Source organism: Streptomyces sp. NPDC088116 (genome assembly GCF_044741745.1).
Classification (GTDB): Bacteria; Actinomycetota; Actinomycetes; order Streptomycetales; family Streptomycetaceae; genus Streptomyces.
Window position 1 is genome coordinate 1,129,201 of sequence record NZ_JBIUTF010000001.1, and the last position, 20,946, is coordinate 1,150,146.

At 71.8% G+C, this 20,946-nt stretch carries 14 protein-coding genes; 6 read left to right on the forward strand and 8 right to left on the reverse strand.

Annotated elements, in window-relative coordinates; translation table 11 throughout:
• The first annotated feature begins 295 nt into the window (after window positions 1-295).
• On the forward strand, window positions 296-1,387 hold the full coding sequence (locus ACIOJD_RS04975; protein WP_401908343.1) for a hypothetical protein: 1,092 nt from the start codon (window positions 296-298) through the stop codon (window positions 1,385-1,387).
• On the opposite strand, the gene ACIOJD_RS04980 is transcribed toward ACIOJD_RS04975, so the two are convergent.
• Window positions 1,377-3,455 (reverse strand): DUF6350 family protein, encoded by a 2,079-nt coding sequence (locus ACIOJD_RS04980; RefSeq protein ID WP_401908345.1) that lies wholly within the window; start codon window positions 3,453-3,455, stop codon window positions 1,377-1,379. The two genes, ACIOJD_RS04975 and ACIOJD_RS04980, sit on opposite strands and share 11 nt — an antisense overlap.
• 116 nt (window positions 3,456-3,571) lie before the next feature.
• Here ACIOJD_RS04980 and ACIOJD_RS04985 point away from each other — a divergent pair, with 116 nt between their 5' ends.
• The gene (locus ACIOJD_RS04985) at window positions 3,572-5,167 is read left to right on the forward strand and encodes a sigma factor-like helix-turn-helix DNA-binding protein (protein ID WP_401908347.1); all 1,596 of its coding nucleotides are present in this window, start codon (window positions 3,572-3,574) and stop codon (window positions 5,165-5,167) included.
• Between the two features lie 153 nt (window positions 5,168-5,320).
• Here the strand turns inward: ACIOJD_RS04985 and sucD are convergent, their stop codons facing one another.
• The 6 genes from sucD to ACIOJD_RS05015 all read right to left on the reverse strand — a co-directional run bounded on the left by sucD (window position 5,321) and on the right by ACIOJD_RS05015 (window position 13,440).
• Entirely contained in the window at window positions 5,321-6,205 is an 885-nt protein-coding gene (gene sucD / locus ACIOJD_RS04990; protein ID WP_401876846.1) for a succinate--CoA ligase subunit alpha, read from the reverse strand.
• A gap of 21 nt (window positions 6,206-6,226) precedes the next feature.
• Window positions 6,227-7,402 carry an ADP-forming succinate--CoA ligase subunit beta gene (gene sucC, locus ACIOJD_RS04995; RefSeq protein ID WP_401908348.1) on the reverse strand — a complete coding sequence of 392 codons (1,176 nt, stop codon included), beginning with the start codon at window positions 7,400-7,402 and terminating at the stop codon, window positions 6,227-6,229.
• Window positions 7,403-7,919: 517 nt separating this feature from the next.
• On the reverse strand, window positions 7,920-9,140 hold the full coding sequence (locus ACIOJD_RS05000) for a VWA domain-containing protein (RefSeq protein WP_401908350.1): 1,221 nt from the start codon (window positions 9,138-9,140) through the stop codon (window positions 7,920-7,922).
• Window positions 9,137-11,629 (reverse strand): DUF5682 family protein, encoded by a 2,493-nt coding sequence (locus ACIOJD_RS05005; protein WP_401909003.1) that lies wholly within the window; start codon window positions 11,627-11,629, stop codon window positions 9,137-9,139. The genes ACIOJD_RS05000 and ACIOJD_RS05005 overlap by 4 nt, the downstream gene beginning before the upstream one ends.
• Window positions 11,630-11,673: 44 nt before the next feature.
• Entirely contained in the window at window positions 11,674-12,831 is a 1,158-nt protein-coding gene (locus ACIOJD_RS05010; protein ID WP_401908351.1) for an AAA family ATPase, read from the reverse strand.
• Window positions 12,832-13,014: 183 nt separating this feature from the next.
• A complete protein-coding gene (locus tag ACIOJD_RS05015; protein ID WP_401908353.1) occupies window positions 13,015-13,440 on the reverse strand; it encodes an MmpS family transport accessory protein in 426 nt (141 codons plus the stop codon).
• A gap of 130 nt (window positions 13,441-13,570) precedes the next feature.
• Between ACIOJD_RS05015 and ACIOJD_RS05020 the strand changes: the two genes are divergently transcribed.
• Window positions 13,571-14,926: an SWIM zinc finger family protein gene (locus ACIOJD_RS05020; protein ID WP_401908354.1), complete on the forward strand. Its 1,356-nt coding sequence runs from the start codon at window positions 13,571-13,573 to the stop codon at window positions 14,924-14,926.
• Between the two features lie 175 nt (window positions 14,927-15,101).
• A complete protein-coding gene (locus ACIOJD_RS05025) occupies window positions 15,102-16,838 on the forward strand; it encodes a DUF5691 domain-containing protein (RefSeq protein WP_401908355.1) in 1,737 nt (578 codons plus the stop codon).
• 57 nt (window positions 16,839-16,895) lie between these two features.
• Here ACIOJD_RS05025 and ACIOJD_RS05030 read toward each other — a convergent pair whose 3' ends face one another.
• A complete protein-coding gene (locus ACIOJD_RS05030; RefSeq protein WP_401908357.1) occupies window positions 16,896-17,318 on the reverse strand; it encodes a cobalamin B12-binding domain-containing protein in 423 nt (140 codons plus the stop codon).
• 556 nt (window positions 17,319-17,874) lie between these two features.
• On the opposite strand from ACIOJD_RS05030, the gene ACIOJD_RS05035 reads away from it, so the two are divergent.
• Both ACIOJD_RS05035 and ACIOJD_RS05040 read left to right on the forward strand, forming a co-directional pair.
• Complete coding sequence (locus tag ACIOJD_RS05035; RefSeq protein WP_401909006.1) at window positions 17,875-18,858, forward strand: esterase/lipase family protein; 984 nt, start codon at window positions 17,875-17,877, stop codon at window positions 18,856-18,858.
• Between the two features lie 261 nt (window positions 18,859-19,119).
• On the forward strand, window positions 19,120-20,886 hold the full coding sequence (locus ACIOJD_RS05040) for a peptidoglycan DD-metalloendopeptidase family protein (RefSeq protein WP_401908359.1): 1,767 nt from the start codon (window positions 19,120-19,122) through the stop codon (window positions 20,884-20,886).
• The last annotated feature ends 60 nt before the right edge of the window (window positions 20,887-20,946 follow it).

Here is a 20,946-nt window from a genome sequence, read left to right on the forward strand (position 1 = left end):
CGGGCGGGGAGGCCACAACGGGCGCCTTTCTGGGAGCGAGCACAGCCTCGCGGGTCGTGCGGCGGCTTTTGTGTGGTCGTACGAACGAACCGTGTTCCCCGATACGGGGAACTCTACGAAAGGGCCGACCGTCAGCAACGATACCGGCACACCGAGCGGCCCCCACGGGACGGGGGCGCAGCCGGGAGGTAGCGTCTGGGGACAGTGTTCCGTCTCCCGGACGGGCCATACGAGACAAGACCCCCACGCGCTGGGTCTGAGGGCGCGCTGGGTCTGAGGGGAAGACGTTCACCAGATGCCGGACCGACGCCGCCGCACGGCACTCCACCTCCCGCCGCCTTCCGGGCCGGTGCTGCTGCCGCGGGAACGCCAGTCCTCTTCCACCGGCCAGTCCTCTTCCACCGGTTCCACCGGTTCCACCGGTGGAACCGGTGGAACCGGTGGAACCGGTTCGACAGGGCCTTCGGACCCGGACTCGTCGGGTGCTACTTCGGGTACGTCGGGCTCCTCTCCGGGGCCGTCGGGCTCCTCGGGTTCTCCGGGCTCCTCTTCGGGCTCGTCGGACTCCTCGGGTCCGTCCGGCTCCCCGGGTTCCTCGGGTTCCTCGGGTTCCTCCGACGACAATCCGTTCGCGCCGCCGCCCGAGGGCAGGCCCGACCAGCCGTGGCAGCCTCGCCACCCCGGCAACGGCGGCTCCTCCGACAACGGACCGGGCTCAGGACCGGACTCTGATTCCGGTTCCGACCGGGGCGGCTGGGGCAGCCAGTGGAGCAGCCGGCAGCCCGGCCGTTCCTCGGGCGGCTTCGGCAACCGCCTGGGAGGCCAGAGCGGGAAGAACGGGCAGGGAAACAAGCAGGACAACGATCAGGACGGTCCCGACGAAGGCCGCGGCAGCGGGCTGCGCTGGGACCCGACGGACCCGGCACAGCGCCGGGCCCGCTATGCCCTGCTCTCCGGAATGTGGGCCTTCTTCTTCGCGCTCTACGACCTCCCGGAGATCGCGCTGCTGCTCGGCTCGCTGGCGTTGTACTGGAGCATCAGCTCCCTGCGCGCCCGGTCCGGGAAGCGTCCGTCCGACGCCGGGCCCGACAACGCGCTGTCCGGCGGCGGTTCCTCGGCCCCGGCGCAGCCGGAGCGGCGGAGCCCCGCCCAGGGGCAGACCCCGGGGCAGGGCTCGGGTCCTGCCAAGCAGCAGACGACGGCAGCGGTGAGCGGCCTGGTGGCGGCCGGCCTCGCGCTGGTGATGGTGGCGGCGACGTTCACGGTGCAGGTGATCTACCGCGACTACTACACGTGTGTGAACGACTCCCTGACGAAGACCGGCCAGCTGTCCTGCAACGATCTGCTGCCGCGCTCGCTGGTCCCGATCTTCGGCGTCAAGGAGTAACGCCCGGACGGTCATCCGGACCGCCCGGACCGCGTTGAAGCTCGACACCTGGGCCTTCGCCGCTCCGGCCCTCGCCCGGGTCACTTCCCCTCCCCTTGTCGGAGCCGCTCTTCTCGAACGAGAGCGGCTCCGGCGGCGGTTGCGGGGACGACTGTGACCGCGGGGGCGACGGTGACCGCGGGGGCGACAGCGGTTCCGGAGGTGGCGGAGCCGCCGGGAAGCCGGTGATCAGATCGCCCGACGCCTCCTTGAACGCCGCCCAGCGCGCCTGGCGCGCGCCCCGCTCGTGCCAGGCGTCCGCGGGCAGGTAGTCATACGCTTCACGATCCGGACCGGACGCCTCGGCCGGCGCATCCGCCTCGGTCAGCACCTCCGCCGGGGCGTGCGCCGGAGCCCGTGCCGGGGCCTGTACCGGGGTGTGCGCCGGAGTGCCCACCGCGTTCTCCGCCGCCGTCCCCGCCGCGGTCTCCGCCGTGGACGCCCCCGTCCCCGGCGCCGCTCCCGCGTCCGCCTCGCTCGGCGCGTCCGCTCCTCCCTCCGGGCGCGTCCCGTCCCTCGGGGTATCCAGCACAGCGTTCAGAATGTCCAGACTGCTGGGCGCCTCCCGCGACTTGCGCTTGTTCCGCCGCCACGGGGCCCACCACCGCGACGCCTGCCGAGGTACGAAATCGCCCCCGCCCGAGGACCCGCCCGAGGGCCCACCCGAGGATTCGCCCGAGGCTCCGTCCACGGTCCCCTCCAGCACCTGCGGCTCCGGCTCGGGTACGGGCTTCACGCGCCGTTCCCGCACCCGCCAGACCCGCAGCAGCAGCGCCGCCGGTACGCCCAGAACCAGCGTCCACACCAGCGCAGCCGCACCCGTGAGCCACCACACGGGGCCGAAGGCCGCCAGGTCCGCGTTCCCCAACGGCCCGCCCGACATCGCCGCCAGAAACGCCATCAGCCCCGCGGTCGCCACGCCGCCGAGCGCCGCCGTCAGCGCGGTCGCGCCCGCGCCCCAGGCCTCCTCCCGTACGGCGAACGGCGGCGCGGCCACTCGTACGGTGAACCAGGCCACCGCCAGCCCCGCGACGACCGGCACACCGGCCGCCGCCCAGTTCAACGCCGTACCCGGGCCGTGGGGCAGCGCGGCGAGCAGCGGAAAGGACGGCAGCGCGGGCGTCCCCGTGACGGCCAGCGGGGTGGCTGTCGACGCCGTACCGAGCGCGAATCCGGGCCCGAGACCGTACGAGGCCCCCCAGATGGCGGCGTTCGGCACCAGCGCCAGCCCCAGCAGCAGGACCGCGAACCGCCCCGACCAGTCGCCGGCGAGCCGCAGGAACGATTCATGCGCCGCGCCCGCGTGCCACACCAGCGAGATCCCGACCAGCAGCGCGCCGCCGCCCACCAGGAGCAGCGCGGCCCCGGTACCGGCCCGCACCGCGACCGCGCCCCGGCGCAGCGCGGCGGGCGCCCACACCGTACGGACGAGGAGGCTCCGTACCGTACGCGGCAGCCACAGCGGCAGCGGCCCGCGCGGACGGCCGTACGCGGTCCATGCGCCGGCGGCCGCCGACAGCACTGGCACGAGAGGCAGCGCGAGCGCCGCGCGTACCGGATGCGCGATCAGCGGCCCGCCCGCCGTGTAGAGCACGGCACCCGCCCCGACCAGCAGATATCCACCGGCCACCGTGGCCACGGTGCCGAGTGAGGTGAGCTGCACACGCCCCTCGTCGGGGTCGAGCGTGTCCCGGGCCGCCCGGTACACCAGATATACGGGCAGGACCGAGAGCGACAACGGTACGAGTCCGAGCGGCGCGGGGTTACCGGAGAGGGTGTCGGGGCGTACCAACTCGATGCCGTGGGACAGCAACCACAGCGCCGCCGCGACATGCAGGGTCTGTCCGGCGCCGCTCTCGGGATACGGCGAACTGATCCACAACGCCATCGCCAGCACGGCGAGCGTGCCGAGCCCGAGGCCCGCGGCGATGGCTCCACGGAGGAAAGCGGCGGTCAGCGCGGCGGCACGGCCTCTGTCCTCGGCCGCGGCCGAGGACAGAGGCGTAGCGCGATCGGTCAATTGGGTCACGCCGACATGCTGCCAACGACACGCGCTTTATTCGTGTAACAGGCGAAGAGCCGCTGTGTCGCTCAATATACGTTTATGTGCTTTTTGGTCCATTCCAGTGCTGCGGGGAGCCCTTCATGACGCAGAACACCACGCACAGCACCACGGCCGGCGATTCCCTCGCCCGGCTGCCCCCACCCGAGGAACGGCGCACCTTGCGCGAGGCGAAGTCGCTGACCGAGAAGCAGATCGCGACGGTGGTGGGGGTCACCCGGTCGACGATCCGGTCCTGGGAGTCGGGCCGTACGGCTCCGCGGGGGCGCAAGGGAGAGGCATACGCGAGGGTGCTGGCCGACATCGCGGCGGAGATCCGGGCGAAGGCCGCGCAGGCGGAACGGGCGCAGAGGGCGGCGGAGATGGCGGCGGCGGAACGGACCGCCGCCCGGCGCCGGAGCGAGTCCGCGCCCCGGCATCACACGAAAGCGCCCTACCCGTCGCGCCCTGCGCACCTGGCCCGCTCGCCGCAGTCGGCCTACCCGCCACGGTCCCTCCGGGCGACGGGGAGCGCCGTCCCGACGACGGCCGCCGCCGGGACGGCGACCGATCCCGCTCCCGCTCTCGATCCCGCTTTCGACCCCGCGCTCGAAGCCACCGCCGGGGCCGGGGCCGGGGCCGGACCAGAGGCCGGGACGGAGGCGGAAGCGCGCATCGGGACGGAGACGGGGAACGAGGCGCGTGTCCGAACGGGGGCAGGGAACGAAGCGGGTATCCGAACGGAGGCAGGGAACGAAGCGGGTATCCGAACGGAGGCAGGGAACGAAGCGGGTGTCCGAACGGAGGCAGGGAACGAGGCAGGCGTCGGGACGGGGAGCGAGACAGGGGCCTGGACGGGGACGGAAGCCGGGGCGGGGACGGAAGCCGGGCCGCTCACCCCTGACCAGGCCTTCGACGCGCTCTACGCGTACGCGGCGCCCTCCCTCGTACGCCAGGCCTATCTGCTCACCGGGCGGCGCTCGCTCTCCCAGGAGTCCGTCGAGCGCGCCTTCTACCTCGCCTGGCAGCGCTGGCCGGAAGTCGCGGTCGACCGGGACCCGGCGGGCTGGGTGCGGGCCGCCGCGTACGAGTACGCCATGTCGCCCTGGCACCGGATCCGCCGCACCGGCAAGCCCTCCGGCCCGCCCCCCGGCGAGCACGAGGGCCCCGGCGCACGGGAACTACGGCAGGCGCTGCTCGATCTCCCGGCGTCCTACCGGCGCGCGCTGCTGCTCTACGACGGGCTGGGCCTCGATCTGCCGGAGACCGCCGCCGAGACCGAGGCGAGCACCCCGGCCGTCGCCAACCGGCTGATGAACGCACGCGAGGCACTCGCCAAGCGGCTGCCCGAGCTGACCGACGCGGAACTGCTGCACGAACGCCTCGGCGCCCTCACCCGCGCGGTGACGCCCCCGTCGATCCTGCCGGCCCGCACGGTACGCAACGGCTGTGAGCGCCGGTCGAAGTTCTGGACGCGGACCGCCATCGCCTTCACCGCGCTGATCGTGGGGGCGACCGGCTTCACTCTGGCGACCGCTCCGACGCGGTACGAGCCACCCCAGGCCCCGGGCGAGCGGATCGGCGGCGTCCCGGTGAACAGCGGTCCCGAGCGGCTGAGCCCGGAGGACCTGCGACTGCGCGACATGCTCCGCAGCGAGCAGATGAACGGGCCGCCGCGGCTGGTGCCGCAGACGGAATGAACGGCGCGGCGACCGAGCACGGCAGACGCGGCGGCACCCGCCCGCGAACGCGCGTGGGCCCGCACCCCGGGAAGGGGGTGCGGGCCCACGCGCGTGAAGCCGTACGGACCGTCCGTGCGGGACAGCCCCCGCGGGAGCGGCCGTACGAAGGAGTCAGCCCGCGAGGATCGCGCGCGCCAGACCGGCCGTCTCGGTCGGCGTCTTGCCGACCTTCACGCCCGCGGCCTCCAGGGCCTCCTTCTTCGCCTGGGCGGTGCCGGAGGAGCCGGAGACGATGGCGCCGGCGTGGCCCATGGTCTTGCCCTCGGGCGCGGTGAAGCCCGCGACGTAGCCGACGACCGGCTTGGTGACGTTCTTCGCGATGAAGTCGGCCGCGCGCTCCTCGGCGTCGCCGCCGATCTCGCCGATCATCACGATCAGGTCGGTCTCGGGGTCGGCCTCGAACGCCGCGAGGGCGTCGATGTGCGTCGTACCGATGACCGGGTCGCCACCGATGCCGACGGCCGAGGAGAAGCCGATGTCACGGAGCTCGTACATCATCTGGTAGGTCAGCGTGCCGGACTTGGACACGAGACCGATGCGGCCGGGCTTGGTGATGTCGCCCGGGATGATGCCGGCGTTGGACTGGCCGGGGGTGATCAGGCCGGGGCAGTTCGGACCGATGATCCGGGTCTTGTTGCCCTTCTTGCCCGCGTACGCCCAGAAGGCGGCGGAGTCGTGCACCGCGATGCCCTCGGTGATCACGACGGCCAGGCCGATCTCGGCGTCGATCGCCTCGACGACGGCGGCCTTGGCGAAGGCCGGCGGCACGAAGACGACGGAGACGTCGGCGCCGGTCTTCTCGATGGCCTCGGCGACCGAGCCGAAGACCGGTACGGACGTGCCGTCGAAGTCGACGGAGGTGCCGGCCTTGCGGGGGTTCACACCGCCGACGATGTTGGTGCCGTCACCGAGCATGAGCTTGGTGTGCTTCATGCCGGTGGCGCCGGTCATCCCCTGGACGATGACCTTGCTGTCCTTGGTGAGGAAGATAGCCATGGTGTTGGAGTCCCTCGTCCCTTACTTCGCAGCCGCGAGCTCGGCGGCCTTGTCGGCCGCACCGTCCATGGTGTCCACGCGCTGCACGAGCGGGTGGTTGGCGTCGGACAGGATCTTGCGACCCAGCTCCGCGTTGTTGCCGTCGAGGCGCACGACCAGCGGCTTGGTGACGTCCTCGCCCTTGGTCTTGAGCAGCTCAAGAGCCTGAACGATGCCGTTGGCGACCTCGTCGCACGCGGTGATGCCACCGAAGACGTTGACGAACACGGACTTGACGTCCGGGTCGCCGAGGATGATCTCCAGGCCGTTCGCCATGACCTCGGCGGAGGCGCCGCCACCGATGTCGAGGAAGTTGGCGGGCTTCACGCCGCCGTGGGCCTCACCGGCGTACGCGACGACGTCGAGGGTCGACATGACCAGACCCGCGCCGTTGCCGATGATGCCGACCTCGCCGTCGAGCTTGACGTAGTTGAGGTTCTTGGCCTTGGCGGCGGCCTCGAGGGGGTTGGCCGCGGCCTTGTCCTCGAGAGCCTCGTGCTCCGGCTGGCGGAAGTCGGCGTTCTCGTCGAGCGAGACCTTGCCGTCGAGCGCGATGATCTTGCCGTCGCCGGACTTGATCAGCGGGTTGACCTCGACAAGGAGGGCGTCCTCCTTGATGAAGACGGTCCACAGCTTCTGGAGGACATCGGCGACCTGGTCGGCGATCTCGGCCGGGAACTTCGCCGCGGCGACGATCTCGGCGGCCTTCTCGGGCGTGCAGCCCTCGTAGGCGTCGACCGGGATCTTGGCCAGCGCGTCGGGGTTCTCCTCCGCGACGACCTCGATCTCCACGCCGCCCTCGACGGAGGCCATGGCGAGGAAGGTGCGGTTGGTGCGGTCCAGCAGGAAGGAGACGTAGTACTCCTCCGCGATGTCCGCGGTCTGGGCCAGCATCACCTTGTGGACCGTGTGGCCCTTGATGTCCATGCCCAGAATCTGACCGGCCTTCTCGACGGCTTCCGCCGGGTCGGCGGCCAGCTTGACGCCGCCCGCCTTACCGCGTCCGCCGACCTTGACCTGCGCCTTGACGACGGCCTTGCCGCCGAGACGCTCGGTCAGCTCGCGGGCAGCCTCGGGCGTTTCGATGACTTCACCGGCCAGCACCGGTACGCCGTGCTTGGCGAAGAGGTCCCTCGCCTGGTACTCGAACAGGTCCACGCGTGTCCGTCCCTTGTGTCTTTTAACCGCAGCCTGGTGATCGCGGGTTCGTTGTCTGCGTGGGCGTGCCGCGAGGGCAACGTGACTGCGCTGTCACTGAGGAACGCGTACCCGCTGTCCGGTACGCGGCATGTCCGTCTCGCAGGTTATCCCCGTGGGCCGTGGGTCCCTAAATCGCAGATCACACATGAGCGGTGATACCTGTCACAGAGCGGTGAAACCCGTCACACACCACACGGACGCCCGACCGGGCAGGCGCCTACCCTCATCGAAGGTGAGGGAAACGCACTCTTTCCGCCAGCCTTCGGGGCTCTTCACCGCTCTTTGCGAACCGTCATTACTTTTGCTCCCCTCCGGCACCCGTGCGAACTTCACCGCCCCTGCGGGTCTTCAGCACCCTTGCGAATCTTCACCGCCCTTGCGGCCTTCAGCGCCTTTGTGGGTCTTCACTGCCTTGTGGGTCTTCACTGCCCTTGCCACCCGCTGTTGCCCGATTCCACTCGATGTCATCTCGAAGTCACCGATGAGCCGCTGTGCGCGGTACGTCGCTGTCCGGGACCGGGATCGGCCGTTTCTCGATCGCCGCCGCCATCACCTCGGGAAAGAGGTCCGGCGTACAGGCGAACGCCGGAGCGCCCAGCGCGGCGAGCGCGGCCGCGTGCTCACGGTCGTACGCGGGCGTCCCCTCGTCGGACAGCGCGAGCAGCGCCACGAACTGCGTGCCCGAGGCCTTCATGGCCGCGACCCGCTTGAGCATCTCGTCGCGTATCCCGCCCTCGTAGAGATCGCTGATCAGTACGACCACGGTGTCGGCGGGCCGGGTTATCCGCGACTGGCAGTAGGCGAGCGCCCGGTTGATGTCGGTGCCCCCGCCGAGCTGGGTGCCGAAGAGGACGTCGACGGGATCGTCCAGCTGGTCGGTGAGGTCGACGACCGCGGTGTCGAAGACGACGAGCCGGGTGGCGATGGAGCGCATGGACGCCAGGACCGCGCCGAACACGGACGCGTAGACGACGGACGCGGCCATCGAGCCGGACTGGTCGATGCAGAGGACGACCTCCTTCTTGACGGACTGCGAGGCCCTGCCGTATCCGATGAGCCGCTCGGGGACGACGGTGCCGTGCTCCGGGAGGTAGTTCTTGAGGTTGGCCCGGATCGTGCGGTCCCAGTCGATGTCCCGGTGACGCGGCCGGTTGATCCGCGCGGACCGGTCGAGCGCCCCGGTCAGGGTGGCCCGGGTCCGGCTTGCGAGCCGCTTCTCGATGTCCTGGACGACCTTCCGAACGACGGCGCGCGCCGTCTCCTTGGTCGTCTCCGGCATCACCTTGTTGAGGGAGAGCAGCGTGCCGACGAGATGGACGTCGGCCTCGACGGCCTCCAGCATCTCCGGCTCCAGCAGCAGCGTGGAGAGCCCGAGCCGGTCGATCGCGTCGCGCTGCATGACCTGGACGACGGATGTGGGGAAGTACGTACGGATGTCACCGAGCCAGCGGGCGACGGACGGCGCGGAAGCGCCCAGCCCGGCGGTACGGCCGGCGCCGCCACGGCCGCTCCTGCCGTCTCCGTACAGGGCCGACAGCGCGCCGTCCATCGCCGCGTCCTTGCCGGAGAGGGCGCGTCCCGTCCCGTCGGCGCTCTCCCCGCCGAGCACCATCCGCCAGCGGCGCAGCCGCTCGTCGGCGTCCCCCGCCGCGCCGTCCGTGCCGGTCCGCGTGTTGTCCGTCCCCGCCGCTGTCATGTCCCCACCCCCACAAGGTCGTTGTTGTCCGTGCCGGCCGGTGCCGCTGGGTCCGCGCCGGCCGGTGTGTCCGTATCGGCCGGTGTGGCCGCGTCGATGCCGAGGAGCAGCCGGAGCACCGGCTGTACGGCGTCCGCCCGCGCCGCGTCGAGACCGGCGCCGAAGCCGGGTGCCGCGGCCTCGGTCCCCACCGGGCCGCCCGTGGCCGGCCCGCGCCGGACGAGTTCGCCGAGTGTGCGGCGTACGCCCGGCTCGTACGCGGAGAAGGTTCGACGCAGCAGCGGGAGCACATCGGTGAAGGAGTCGGCCGGCACTCCGGTCAGCCAGGTGTCCACCAGGGCCAGGAGGCGTTCGTCGTGGACGAGGAGCATGCCTCCCCCGGAACTCGACGCCGCGGAGGCCCCCCTCCCGGACGCCCCGCCGACGAAGCCCTCGATCCAGGCCGCCGCTTCGGTCGGCGGGGTGCCGGGCGACAGGGCGAGTCCCATGAACCGGGCCGCCTCGTCCTTTGCGAGCCGTCCGTTGTCCAGCAGCAGCCGGGCGGCCCGGCCCCGGATCACTCCGGCCACCGTGTCCCGGTCCGCGAGCTTGTGCAGGACGCTTTCCCAGCGCCCGTCCAGATCCCGGCCGTTGCCGTCCGGGAGGAGGCCGATCGCGGTGTGGACCCCGTCGAGGTGTGCCCGCATCTCGGCGGCGCCGTCCGCGTCGAGCCCGGCGCAGGCGGGCGGCAGGCCGACGCAGATCCGCTCGGCGAGCCCGGCGGCCACCTCGCCGAGTGCCTCGGTGCCGGTGGACCGTACGTCTCCGTACCGCAGCGAACGGGCCAGCGCGGGCAGTGCCTGAGCGAGATGGCCGACGTCCGCGTCGAGCGCGGCACGGTCGGCGAGGGCCCGCATCACCCCGGGAAGGGCATCGGGCAGCGCGGCCAGCAGGCAGCGCTCGGCCAGGGCCGTGACCTCGACGAGCGCGGACGCCGACATGGCCTGCGACTCGGCCTTGGCGGTGGCGGCGGAGAGCACCGTGGTGCCCCATACGCCGGCCTCCGCGACCCGTACGTACAACTCGGGCTCCCAGCGCAGCCGCCAGGTCTCCCGGAAGGTGCCGGTGCTCCCCCGCCCCGCGACCGGCTCGCCCCAGGCGATGCCGAGCAGCCGCAGCCGGTGCAGGAGGCTGCTGCGCGCGGTGTCCGTCTCCTTACGGAGGTCGAGTTCCACCTCGCGCTCCAGCGCCTGCGGCTTGAGGCGCAGCGAGCGCTGGAGGCGGGTGAGATCGCGCTGGAGCGGCACGGCGGGCGCCGCTTCGGGGACCTCGCCGAGCACATCGCCCACGATGAGCCGGTCCGTGATGAGCCCGAGCGGCACATCGGATCCCTCGCACATCACGGCGACGATCGCGTCGGTGGTCTCGGTGAGACCGGCCAGCGGACGGCCGCGCATCGCCGCGAGGGTCTCGGCGAGCCGTACCGCCTCGATCACATGCGCGGAGGAGACGAAGCTGTCCTCCTCCCGCAGCAGGCCCGCGACCTTGGTGAGCCAGCGCTCCACGGGACGGTCGGGCGCGCCGAAGAGGTGCGCGTACCAGCCGGGCGAGTCGATGCCCGCGCCGTAACCGCTGCGACGGGCGAGCCTGCGGTGGGTCCAGGGGACCCAGGTCATCTCGGTCCTGACCTTGGGCAGCCCCTTCAGCAGCCCGCGGTCGGCGACCACGGTGGTCTTCACCCCGAGCGCGGGCACGTGCCAGGCGCCGCAGACGACGGCGACCGCTTCGTCCCCGAACTCCTTGCGCGCGGCGCGCAACTGGAGCCGCATATGGGCCTCACGGACCAGATCCCGCTGATGCCCGCCGTCGCCGTACTCCTCGCGCAGCGCGCCCATGGCCTCGGCGACCGCGTCGAACGGCGCGAGGGGGTCGCCGACCGGGCCCCGATGCTCGACCACGTCCTCCCACCAGCGCTCCGGATCGTCGTATCCGGCGGCCTGGGCGAGCACGGCGAGCGGGTCGATCCGCAGCCCGTCGGCGTCCGGCTCGCCGTCGGCCCTGTCCCGGGTCTCCCGCTCGGGCCCTTCCCGGGTCTCTGTCTCCCCCTGGGCCTCCTTGGTGTCCTCCTCCTCTTCCGCGGTGTCCGCCGCGGCTTGCGGGGTCTGCGCCAGCGAGTGCGCGGCCGGCAGATCGATGAACCGCGCCGGCACGTCGTGCGCGAGCGCCCAGCGGAGCGCGACCCACTCCGGTGAGAACTCGGCCAGCGGCCAGAAGGCCGCCCGGCCCGGATCGTCCACCGCGTGCGCGAGGAGCGCGACGGGCGGCCGCATCGCCTCGTCGGCGGCGAGCGCCAGCAACGCGTCGGCCTCGGGCGGTCCTTCGATCAGCACCACCCGTGGCGCGGCCGCGTCGAGAGCGCGCCGCACCGCCCGTGCGGAGCCCGGCCCGTGATGCCGGACCCCGAGCAGCAGCGGTCCTCGCCGGCCGGCCGCCCGGCCGGCCGGCAGCACCCCGGACGCGATCCCCTCCTCCACGCCCGGGGCTCGCGTCGTGGTCACGCGCTCACCTCGCGGCAGGCACGGTAGAAGTCCTTCCAGCCGTCCCGCTCGCGGACCACTGTCTCGACGTACTCCTGCCAGATCACCCGGTCCGCCGCCGGATCGCGGACGACCGCGCCGAGAATGCCGGCCGCCACATCGCCCGGCCGCAGCACGCCGTCGCCGAAGTGCGCGGCGAGCGCGAGGCCGTTGGTGACGACGGAGATCGCCTCGGCCGTGGACAGCGTCCCCGAAGGGGACTTGAGCTTCGTACGGCCGTCTTCCGTGACGCCGTCGCGCAGTTCGCGGAAGACCGTGACGACCCGGCGGATCTCGTCGATCCCCTCCGGTCCGGGCGGCAGATCCAGCGAGCGTCCGATCTGCTCGACGCGCCGGGAGACGATGTCGACCTCGGCCTGTGGTGTGGCCGGCAGGGGCAGAACGACGGTGTTGAAGCGCCGGCGCAGCGCGCTGGAGAGGTCGTTGACCCCCCGGTCGCGGTCGTTGGCCGTGGCGATCAGGTTGAATCCCCGGACGGCCTGCACTTCCTGTCCCAGTTCCGGGACGGGCAGGGTCTTCTCGGACAGGATCGTGATGAGCGAGTCCTGTACGTCGGCGGGGATACGGGTGAGCTCCTCGACCCGCGCGGTCATCCCCTCGGACATGGCCCGCATCACGGGGCTGGGGACCAGCGCGTCGCGGCTGGGGCCGTGGGCGAGCAGCTGCGCGTAGTTCCAGCCGTAGCGGATCGCCTCTTCCGGTGTGCCCGCGGTGCCCTGCACCAGCAGGGTCGAGTCAGCGCTGACGGCCGCGGCGAGATGTTCGGAGACCCAGGTCTTGGCAGTGCCCGGCACACCGAGCAGCAGCAGCGCCCGGTCGGTGGCGAGGGTGGTGACCGCGACTTCGACGATCCGCCGCGGGCCCACGTACTTCGGTGTGATCACCGTCCCGTTCGGCAGTGTGCCGCCGAGCAGGTAGGTGGCCACGGCCCAGGGCGACAGCCGCCACCGGGCGGGCCGCTGCCGGTCGTCGGCGGCGGCCAGGGCCCTCAGCTCCCCGGCGAACGCGTCCTCGGCGTGCGGGCGCAGGGCCTCGCCGCCGGTGGCTTCGGCCGCCGCGGCGGTTGTCGAAGCGGTGGCCGAGGTGGTGGCTGCGGCGGTGGTGGGCACGGTCATGGATCCCCCTCCAGATCGATCGACCCGATGTGGGTTCTACCGTGCACCACGCCACTGACAATTGACCGTTGCCGCAGGTCAACACCCAGATGCCAGGCCCGTGAGGGAAGTTGCCGGGCCGTCGGCGGGAGTTGCGCGGGCCGGTGAGGGAGCTGCCCGGCCCGCGACGGGAGTTGCCGGGAGTTATTCGGTGATCGGGGAGGCGGCGACGCAGCCGCCCGCCGAGGCCACGCCCTCGGCCGTCTCCTCCTTGATCACCTCGCCCTTGTGGATGATCTTGCAGGTGAGCTCGGTGCCCGCCGGGTCCAATGCGACCGGCATGACGGCGGACGGCATGATGCCGCGGAGCGTGACCGTCTTCTTCCACGGCAGCGTGGGCTTCTCGACCGTCTTGAGCTTCGGCTCCATGGCCGTCCCCTCCCCGTCGTGGTACTCGATCGTGTCGACGTTCTTGCCGGTGACCTCGTAGGTGACCTCGTACGTCTCGTCGACGGCCTTGTCGACCTGGTCGACCGCTGCGTCCTTCTGGGCCTCTGAACAGGCCCCCAGTCCCAGTGCGAGGCCGGTCACGGCAAGGGTGGTGACGGCGGCGCGAACGGTGCGGTTCATCGGTGATCCCCCCGGATCTTGGCTCAGGAAGCTCGCACATTAGCAAAGGCGAGGCAAAACGTCCGCGCCGGGATCTCATCGAAACCGCAGGTCAGGACGATTGTCAGTGGCGGGTCCTACCGTCGTATCCATGAATCAAGCGGGGGTGCGCTGGACGACGGAACAGGTGCTTGCTCTGGCTCCTGACGATGCGTCACGCAAGGCGGGCAACAGACTGAGCACGGCCGGGCCGTGGTCGGACGCGGGCGGCAGCGGCACCGGGGTCGTGTGGGGTCTGTGCAAGGGCAGCGGCAGCAAGCCCTATCAGACCATCGTGGACGTCACGGGCCCTGCCTACAAGTGCAGTTGCCCCAGCCGGAAGTTTCCGTGCAAGCACGCACTGGGGCTGCTGTTGCTCTGGGCGTCGGACGAGCGGAGCGTGGGCGAGGCGGAAGCGCCCGGCTGGGCCGAGGAATGGCTCGAAGGACGCCGGAAGCGGAGCGAGGAGAAGACCGAGAGGGGCACCGGTGGGAGCGGTGGGGCGGGGAAGCAGGCCGATCCGGACGCCGCCAGGCGGCGGGCGGACCGACGGGCCGGGCGCATCACGGCGGGAGCCACAGAGCTGGAGCAGCGGCTGACGGACCTGCTGCGCGGTGGGCTGGCGGCGGCGGAGGCGTCGGGATACGGGCTGTGGGAGGAGACCGCGGCCCGGATGGTCGACGCACAGGCGCCGGGACTGGCGGGACGGGTGCGGGAGTTGGGCGCGATTCCGGGGTCGGGGCCGGGCTGGCCGGTGCGGCTGCTGGAGGAGTCCGCGCTGCTGCATCTGCTGAACGCGGGCTGGCTGGGGCTCGACCGGCTGCCCGAGCCGCTGGCGACGACGGTCCGCACCCGGGTCGGCCTCCCGTCACCCGCCGACGGCCCTCCGGTCCGCGACCACTGGCTGGTCCTGGGGCAGTACGACTCCTCGGACGGCAATCTGACCACCCGCCGGATCCGGCTGTACGGAAGGGATTCGGGGCGTTCGGCGCTGGTGCTCTCCTTCGGCCCGGCCGGCCGGGCACCGCAGCTGGCGCTGCCGGTGGGGCTGATGGTCGAGGCCGTCGTCACCCCGCACGCGGGTGGGGGACAGCTGCGGGCCGACTGGACCGAGCAATTCGGCGCCCCGAGCCCGATCCCGGGGCCACCGCCGGGCGGGTCGACGACCGTGGCCATCGAGGCCTACGGCACCGCGCTGCGGTCCGATCCCTGGCTGGACGCCTGGCCGGTGACGCTGAGCGACGTCATACCCGTGCCCGTGCCGGACGGCGGCTGGCAACTGGCCGACGCCGACGGCGAATCCGCGCTCCCGGTCGCGTCAGCCGCCCTCTCGCGTCCCGGCCTGTGGAAGCTGGCCGCGCTGTCGGGGGGCTGCCCGGTCACGGTCTTCGGCGAGTGCGGCCACCGGGGCTTCCATCCGCTCGCGGCCTGGGCCGAGGACATACCGGGGATCGTTCCGCTCACCTGACCGCACGGCGGCACCGCCGCAGCACCGCACCGCCGCAGCACCGCACCGCCGCAGCACCGCAGCACCGCAGCACCGCAGCACCGCAGCACCGTACGACCAGGCCGTCGCACATGCGACCGCCCGCCGCGTTCCCGCGCGCCTTCGGAGGACCCGAGATGCATGTACGGAGGACCCGATGACCAGCACGACCAACCAGACCGGTGCCGACAACACCACTGGCACCACTGGCACCACCGGCACAACCGGTGCGAACCGCGCCTCGACATCCTGGGAAGGGCTTGTCACCTCGGCGCTGCTCGGCACGGACCGCCGCACGCCACCGGCGGAGATCATGGTCCCCGGAAAGGAAGCGGCCACCGCCCTGTTGGACGCCGCGGCGCTCCACACCGTACGGCGCCGGGCGGGCCTGCTCCCCGCGCACGCCGCCGCGCGTCCCGATCCGGCGCCCGGCGACGACCGCCGGCCGTTGCCGGAGCCGGCCGTCAGGCGGCTCACCCAGTTGCTCGCCGACCGGTCGGCGAGCGGCGGCGGGGGCGGAGGCCGACGAGGAGCTGCGCCGGACCTCACCGAGTTGCTCCCCCAGTGGCTCGCCGCCGCCAATGAGCACGGTTACCGCGCGCCCGCTTCCGTGCTTCCGGGCCTTCTCGACGCGGCCCGCGCGCGTACCGATCTGCGTCCGCAGGCCCTGACGTTCGCCGGAGCGCGCGGGCTCTGGCTCGCCCGGCTCAACCCGGAGTGGAAGTTCGCGCTGCGTGGCGCGTCCGGCGGCTCCGTCCTGCCCGACACTCAGGACGCCGAGTCCGTCCGACTGCTCTGGGAGGAGGGCCTGTTCGCCGAGCGGATCGCGCTCCTCTCGGCCCTGCGGGTCCGGGACGCGCAGGCGGGAGCCGAGGCGCGGGCGGGAGCGCGGTCGCAGGCGCGGCCGGGAGCGTCGCGACACGCCCTGACGCTGCTGGACTCGACCTGGTCCACCGAGCGCGCCGAGGACCGGCTGATGTTCCTCGACTCGCTGCGGACCGGGCTGTCCGGGACGGACGAGCCGTTCCTGGAGCGCGCCTTGTCGGACCGCAGTCGCAATGTCCGCTCCACCGCCGCCGAACTGCTCTCCGCGCTGCCCCTCTCGGCGTTCGCGGAGAGGATGGCGGCTCGGGCGGGGACCTGCGTGAGCATGGACCGGACGGGCGCCGGACAGGTGATCATGGTCGAGGCGCCGCACGAATGCGACGCGGACATGCAGCGTGACGGTGTGATCCCGGCCGCGCCCTCCGGCCGTGGCGAACGGTCCTGGTGGCTCGGCCAGTTGGTGGAGGCCGCCCCGCTGTCCGCGTGGCCGGCCGCGCTCGGCGGCCGTACGCCCGAGGCGATCGTCGCGCTGCCCGTGCTGGACGGCTGGGCGGACGAGCTGCACGCCGCGTGGTGCCGGGCAGCGGTCCGGCAGCGGGACGCCCGGTGGTCCGCCGCCCTGCTGGGACCGCCCACGGCGTCCCCGGCCACCGCCTCGGGCACCCCGTCCCTCGCCGAACGAGCGAAGCTCCTCGACACGCTGCCGTCCGCCGAACGGGCTTCCTGGGTGGCCGCGTTCATCGACGCCCACGGCCTGTCGGAGGCGTTCCAGCTGCTCGGCGTCTGCGCGGTGCCCTGGGCCGAGCCGCTGGGCCGGGCGGTCGTGGACGCACTGGACATAGCCCGGGACGCTGGCAGCTACCCCTGGAGCTTCAGCGGAGTCATGGGCCTCGCCGAACGCTGCCTCGACCCGGCGGAGGCAAGCCGCCTGGAACTCCTCACGGCGACCCCCGACGAACCGGAGGACGCGTCACCCGGCGCGGGCGGCTACTGGTCGGAGGCGTTCCAGCGGCTGGTCTCTACGCTGCGCCTGCGCGAGTCGATGCTGACGGAACTGGCACGGCCGTAGCCTTCGCCGTGAGCGACGCCCCTGCCCGTATCCGTTCCCCGTGCGCTTGCGTCACCGTCAGGCGCCCGCGGGCTGCCGTACGTTGGCGTTGACCCAGGTGACGATGGAGGTCGTCGTCGCTCCCGGGGTGAAGATCTCCGCGACGCCCAGTTCCTTCAGCGGCGCGATGTCCGCCTCCGGGATGATGCCGCCGCCGAAGACCTTGATGTCCTCCGCGTCCCGCTCCTTCAGAAGCTCTATCACCTTGGCGAAGAGGGTGTTGTGGGCGCCGGAGAGGATGGACAGCCCGATCGCGTCGGCGTCCTCCTGGATCGCCGTGTCCACGATCTGCTCGGGGGTCTGATGGAGCCCGGTGTAGATGACCTCCATTCCCGCGTCGCGCAGCGCCCGCGCGATCACTTTGGCCCCCCGGTCGTGGCCGTCGAGTCCCGGCTTGGCCACCACCACCCGGATCGGGCCGGACGTGTTCGCTCCGCTCATCCCGCCGTGGCCTTTCGATTGATTCTCCGGATGCCAAGCCACACCCATCACTGCCTCCACATACCGACTGCGCCGCCATTGGCACGGATCCCCGCACCCGCCAAGGCCCGGAGAGGTGAACGAACGTTATCTACAGCATCCCGCAACCCGCCGTTTCACGGTGGTCCGCGAGGGGGAAATCACACGTGGGACATGTTCGCTTTGCGGAGTTCCCGCTACGACCCGGCATTCCGGCCGGGCAGGGAAGGACCGCAAGGGGAGCCGCAGGGAGAGCCGCCCGCGAGCGGCTGTTCCACGATGCCGCCGGTCGTGCGGCGTGGTGGTCCGGCTCGCGTGACGACTCCGGCTGGTGGGTCGCAGCAGTCCGGCCCTCCGCGAGCGGCGCCCCATGAGGGCACACGGGGGACAGAGCCGCCTCCCGGGTGCCGTTCGGAGGTCGGCCATGAAGATTCCGCCGCTCTTTGCGCTCTCATCACTCTCCTCTCTCGTGCCGCCTCCACCTCTCTCCTCGCTCCTCTCACCGCTCTCACCTCTGCTGTCACCCCTCGCGCCCCTCCTGTCGCCCCTCACGCCGCCCTTTCCGCTGTTTCCGGCGCTTCTGCGTCAGGTGAGCCGGGTGCGCCGGGCCGGCCGTCCCGTCACCCTGCTGCGCGCCACCGCGCTCGACCTGGCGGTCCTCACCGGCCATCTCCTGCTGTATCCGGCCGGGATCGCCGAGGAGCGGCGTGCGGCCCCGCTGCCTCCCGGGACCCCGCGCCTGCCCACCGAGGGCCGCTCCCACCCTCCGGTCGTCCTGCTCCACGGCTTCGTCGACAACCGCTCCGTCTTCGTCCTGCTGCGCCGCTCCCTGGCCCGGCACGGCTGGCCCCATCTGGTGTCCCTCAACTACTCCCCGCTGACGTTCGACATCCGTACGGCCGCCGAGCTGCTCGCCCGGCAGATAGAGGAGATCTGCGCCCGTACCGGCCACCACCAGGTCGATGTCGTCGGTCACAGCCTCGGCGGCCTGATCGCCCGCTATTACGCACAGCGCCTGGGCGGTGACAACCGGATACGCACGCTGGTCACCTTGGGAACACCACACGGGGGCACAACCGTCCTGCCGCTGGCGGACGCCCATCCCGTCGTACGGCAGATGCGGCCGGGATCGCCCCTGATCGAGGAGTTGCGGCTGCCCGCGCCCGGCTGCCGCACGCGATTCGTGAGCTTCTGGAGCGATCTCGACCAGCTGATGGCGCCGGCGGAGACGGCCCGTATCGAGCACCCGGACCTCCTCACGCGGAACGTGCGCGTGAGCGGCGTCGGCCATCTCGCGCTGCCGGTTCACCCGGCGGTCGCGGCCGGAATTCGACACGCTCTCGAGTCCGAACTTGCGTCCGGCCCGGAATCCGACCTTGAGTCCGATTACCGGTCCGATCGTCAGTTCGACACCGCGTGCGGCGGCGAGTCCGGCGTCAGCTCCGGCGCCGGGTCGCACGGCGAGTCCGGCACCGGACCTGAAGAGGGCTCTCGCAGCGACGGACCGGCATCCGTCGCCTGACGAAAGCCCGCACGCGTTCGCACAAGTCGACGGGAGAGCACACCCTCCTATCGAACAGGTTTCGAACATACGGCCAAAGCTGCGTCCACAGTCCGCCGAAACACGGCCGAATGCCCGTTTCCGCAGGGCCCAAAACTTGCCGAAGATTGTCGCCGTCGCATACCGCCGGGTACAGTCGCGGCCAGCTTTCCTTCCGGGTCCCCTGCCCCTCAGGACCAGACCCCGGAGAACCCTGGTCCTGCTGCCGAGGCGAGAGAGAAGTTGGTGAACGACCAGCACGCCAACGCCGGGTACGTCGGATACGACGGCTACCAGAACGGCAGCTACGAGACGGATCCGCTCTTCGGCACCCTTCCGGGCGGCTACGAGGACAACCCGTCCCACAACGGGCAGTACCAACACCCGTACGACAACACGCCGTACGAGAACGCCCCGTACGACAGCGCGCAATGGGACACCGGCGTCCACACGGCGAGTTACGACGCGTACGGCACGCCGCAGTACGACACCACCGGCCAGTGGGCCTCGGTCACCGCCGACACCGGCTACCAGCAGGCGACGGACACACAGGTCCAGACCGCGGAACCCGACGTCACCGGCCAGTGGGACGCCACGGCCTGGAACCAGGCGAATCAGCTGAACGGGACCGACCAGACGGGTCAGTTCGAGAACCCGCAGTTCGGGTACGACGCATCGGGCCAGGCGACCTCGGTCCCCTACGACCCCACGCAGTCCACCCAGTTCGTCACCGGGCAGTTCACGACAGGCCAGTTCGAAACGGGCCAATTCGAAACGGGCCAATTCGAATCCGGCCAGTTCGAGAACGCCCAGTTCGGGTACGAGGCGACAACTCAGTGGGCGGCGCCCGCCTTCGACACCGGCGCGTACGACGCCACCGCCTGGAACTCGGCCGGGGCAGCGCCGGATCCGGCCCACGAGACACTGCACCCCGAAGCCGTCGTACCGGAGCAGTACCACGCCGACCCCTCGTACGAGACGGGCGCGCACTACAGCCCCGACTCCGAATACGGCGCGACTGAGCAGGAATCCAACCCCTCCGGCGGCGAGTTCGACGCGACTTCCGGCTACGCCTCCGCGGCCGAGACGCAGACCGAGCATCCGGGCGCGACCGGATCCGGGACCGAAGGCGTATACAGCACCGAGTACGGCGCCGAGTCCGAACCCGAACCGATGCACCTGGCCGAGACCATGGCCACGCCCGCCATAACCATCGAGCCCCGCGCCACACGCCGCGCCGGTGGCGGCAACGGCAGCCGTGGCCGCCGGCGTACGCCCGCCAAGCGCTCCGCGCTTCTCACCGTCGCCGTCCCCTCCGCCTGTGTGATGGGGGTGGCCGGTATCGCCGCGGCCTCCGTCGGGAATCTCAGCGGCGGCGAGGAGACCCAGGACGACACGACCACGACGGCCTCGGCCGCCGACACCGCCTCCAGCGCCGTACAGCCTGTCGTGGCCAACAACAAGCTGGACACGCAGCTCGCCGCGCTCAGCGCCGACGCCCGCGACTTCGGCGACCGCGCCAGCCGTACGCAGGAGCGCATCGACCTCAAGGCACGGCAGGAAGCGGAGAAGAAGAAGCGCGAGGACGAAGCGGCGCGCAAGGAGGCCCTGCGCCCCAAGTTCGCCCTCCCCGTCGCGCAGCACGGCCTGAGCGCGCAGTACGGCCAGGCGGGCGTCAACTGGATGTCCATGCACACCGGGATCGACTTCCCCGTGTCGTACGGCACTCCGGTGATGGCGGCGACCGACGGCACCGTGCGCACGCAGTACAACAGCGCCTACGGCAACATGGCCATCGTGACCTCCCCCGACGGCACCGAGACCTGGTACTGCCACCTCAGCAGCACCAAGATCCGCTCCGGTTCGGTCAAGGCCGGCGATGTGATCGCCTTTTCCGGGAACTCGGGCAACTCCACCGGACCGCACCTGCACTTCGAGGTACGGCCCGGCGGTGGCGCGGCGATCGACCCGCTGTCGTGGCTCCGCAGCCACGGCGTCGACCCGATGTAGCCGGACGCGGTCACCGGCGATCCCCCCTCCGAAGTACCCCAGGTCTAGGGGCATTTCAAC

Bases quoted from the DNA above. Each gene is read 5' to 3' on its own strand.
- ACIOJD_RS04975 (WP_401908343.1), top strand. From the start codon at position 296: ATGCCGGACCGACGCCGCCGCACGGCACTCCACCTCCCGCCGCCTTCC.
- ACIOJD_RS05010 (WP_401908351.1), bottom strand. From the start codon at position 12,831: ATGACCGTGCCCACCACCGCCGCAGCCACCACCTCGGCCACCGCTTCG.
- ACIOJD_RS05025 (WP_401908355.1), top strand. From the start codon at position 15,102: ATGACCAGCACGACCAACCAGACCGGTGCCGACAACACCACTGGCACC.
- ACIOJD_RS05015 (WP_401908353.1), bottom strand. From the start codon at position 13,440: ATGAACCGCACCGTTCGCGCCGCCGTCACCACCCTTGCCGTGACCGGC.
- ACIOJD_RS05020 (WP_401908354.1), top strand. From the start codon at position 13,571: ATGAATCAAGCGGGGGTGCGCTGGACGACGGAACAGGTGCTTGCTCTG.
- ACIOJD_RS05030 (WP_401908357.1), bottom strand. From the start codon at position 17,318: ATGAGCGGAGCGAACACGTCCGGCCCGATCCGGGTGGTGGTGGCCAAG.
- sucD (WP_401876846.1), bottom strand. From the start codon at position 6,205: ATGGCTATCTTCCTCACCAAGGACAGCAAGGTCATCGTCCAGGGGATG.
- ACIOJD_RS05000 (WP_401908350.1), bottom strand. From the start codon at position 9,140: ATGACAGCGGCGGGGACGGACAACACGCGGACCGGCACGGACGGCGCG.
- ACIOJD_RS04985 (WP_401908347.1), top strand. From the start codon at position 3,572: ATGACGCAGAACACCACGCACAGCACCACGGCCGGCGATTCCCTCGCC.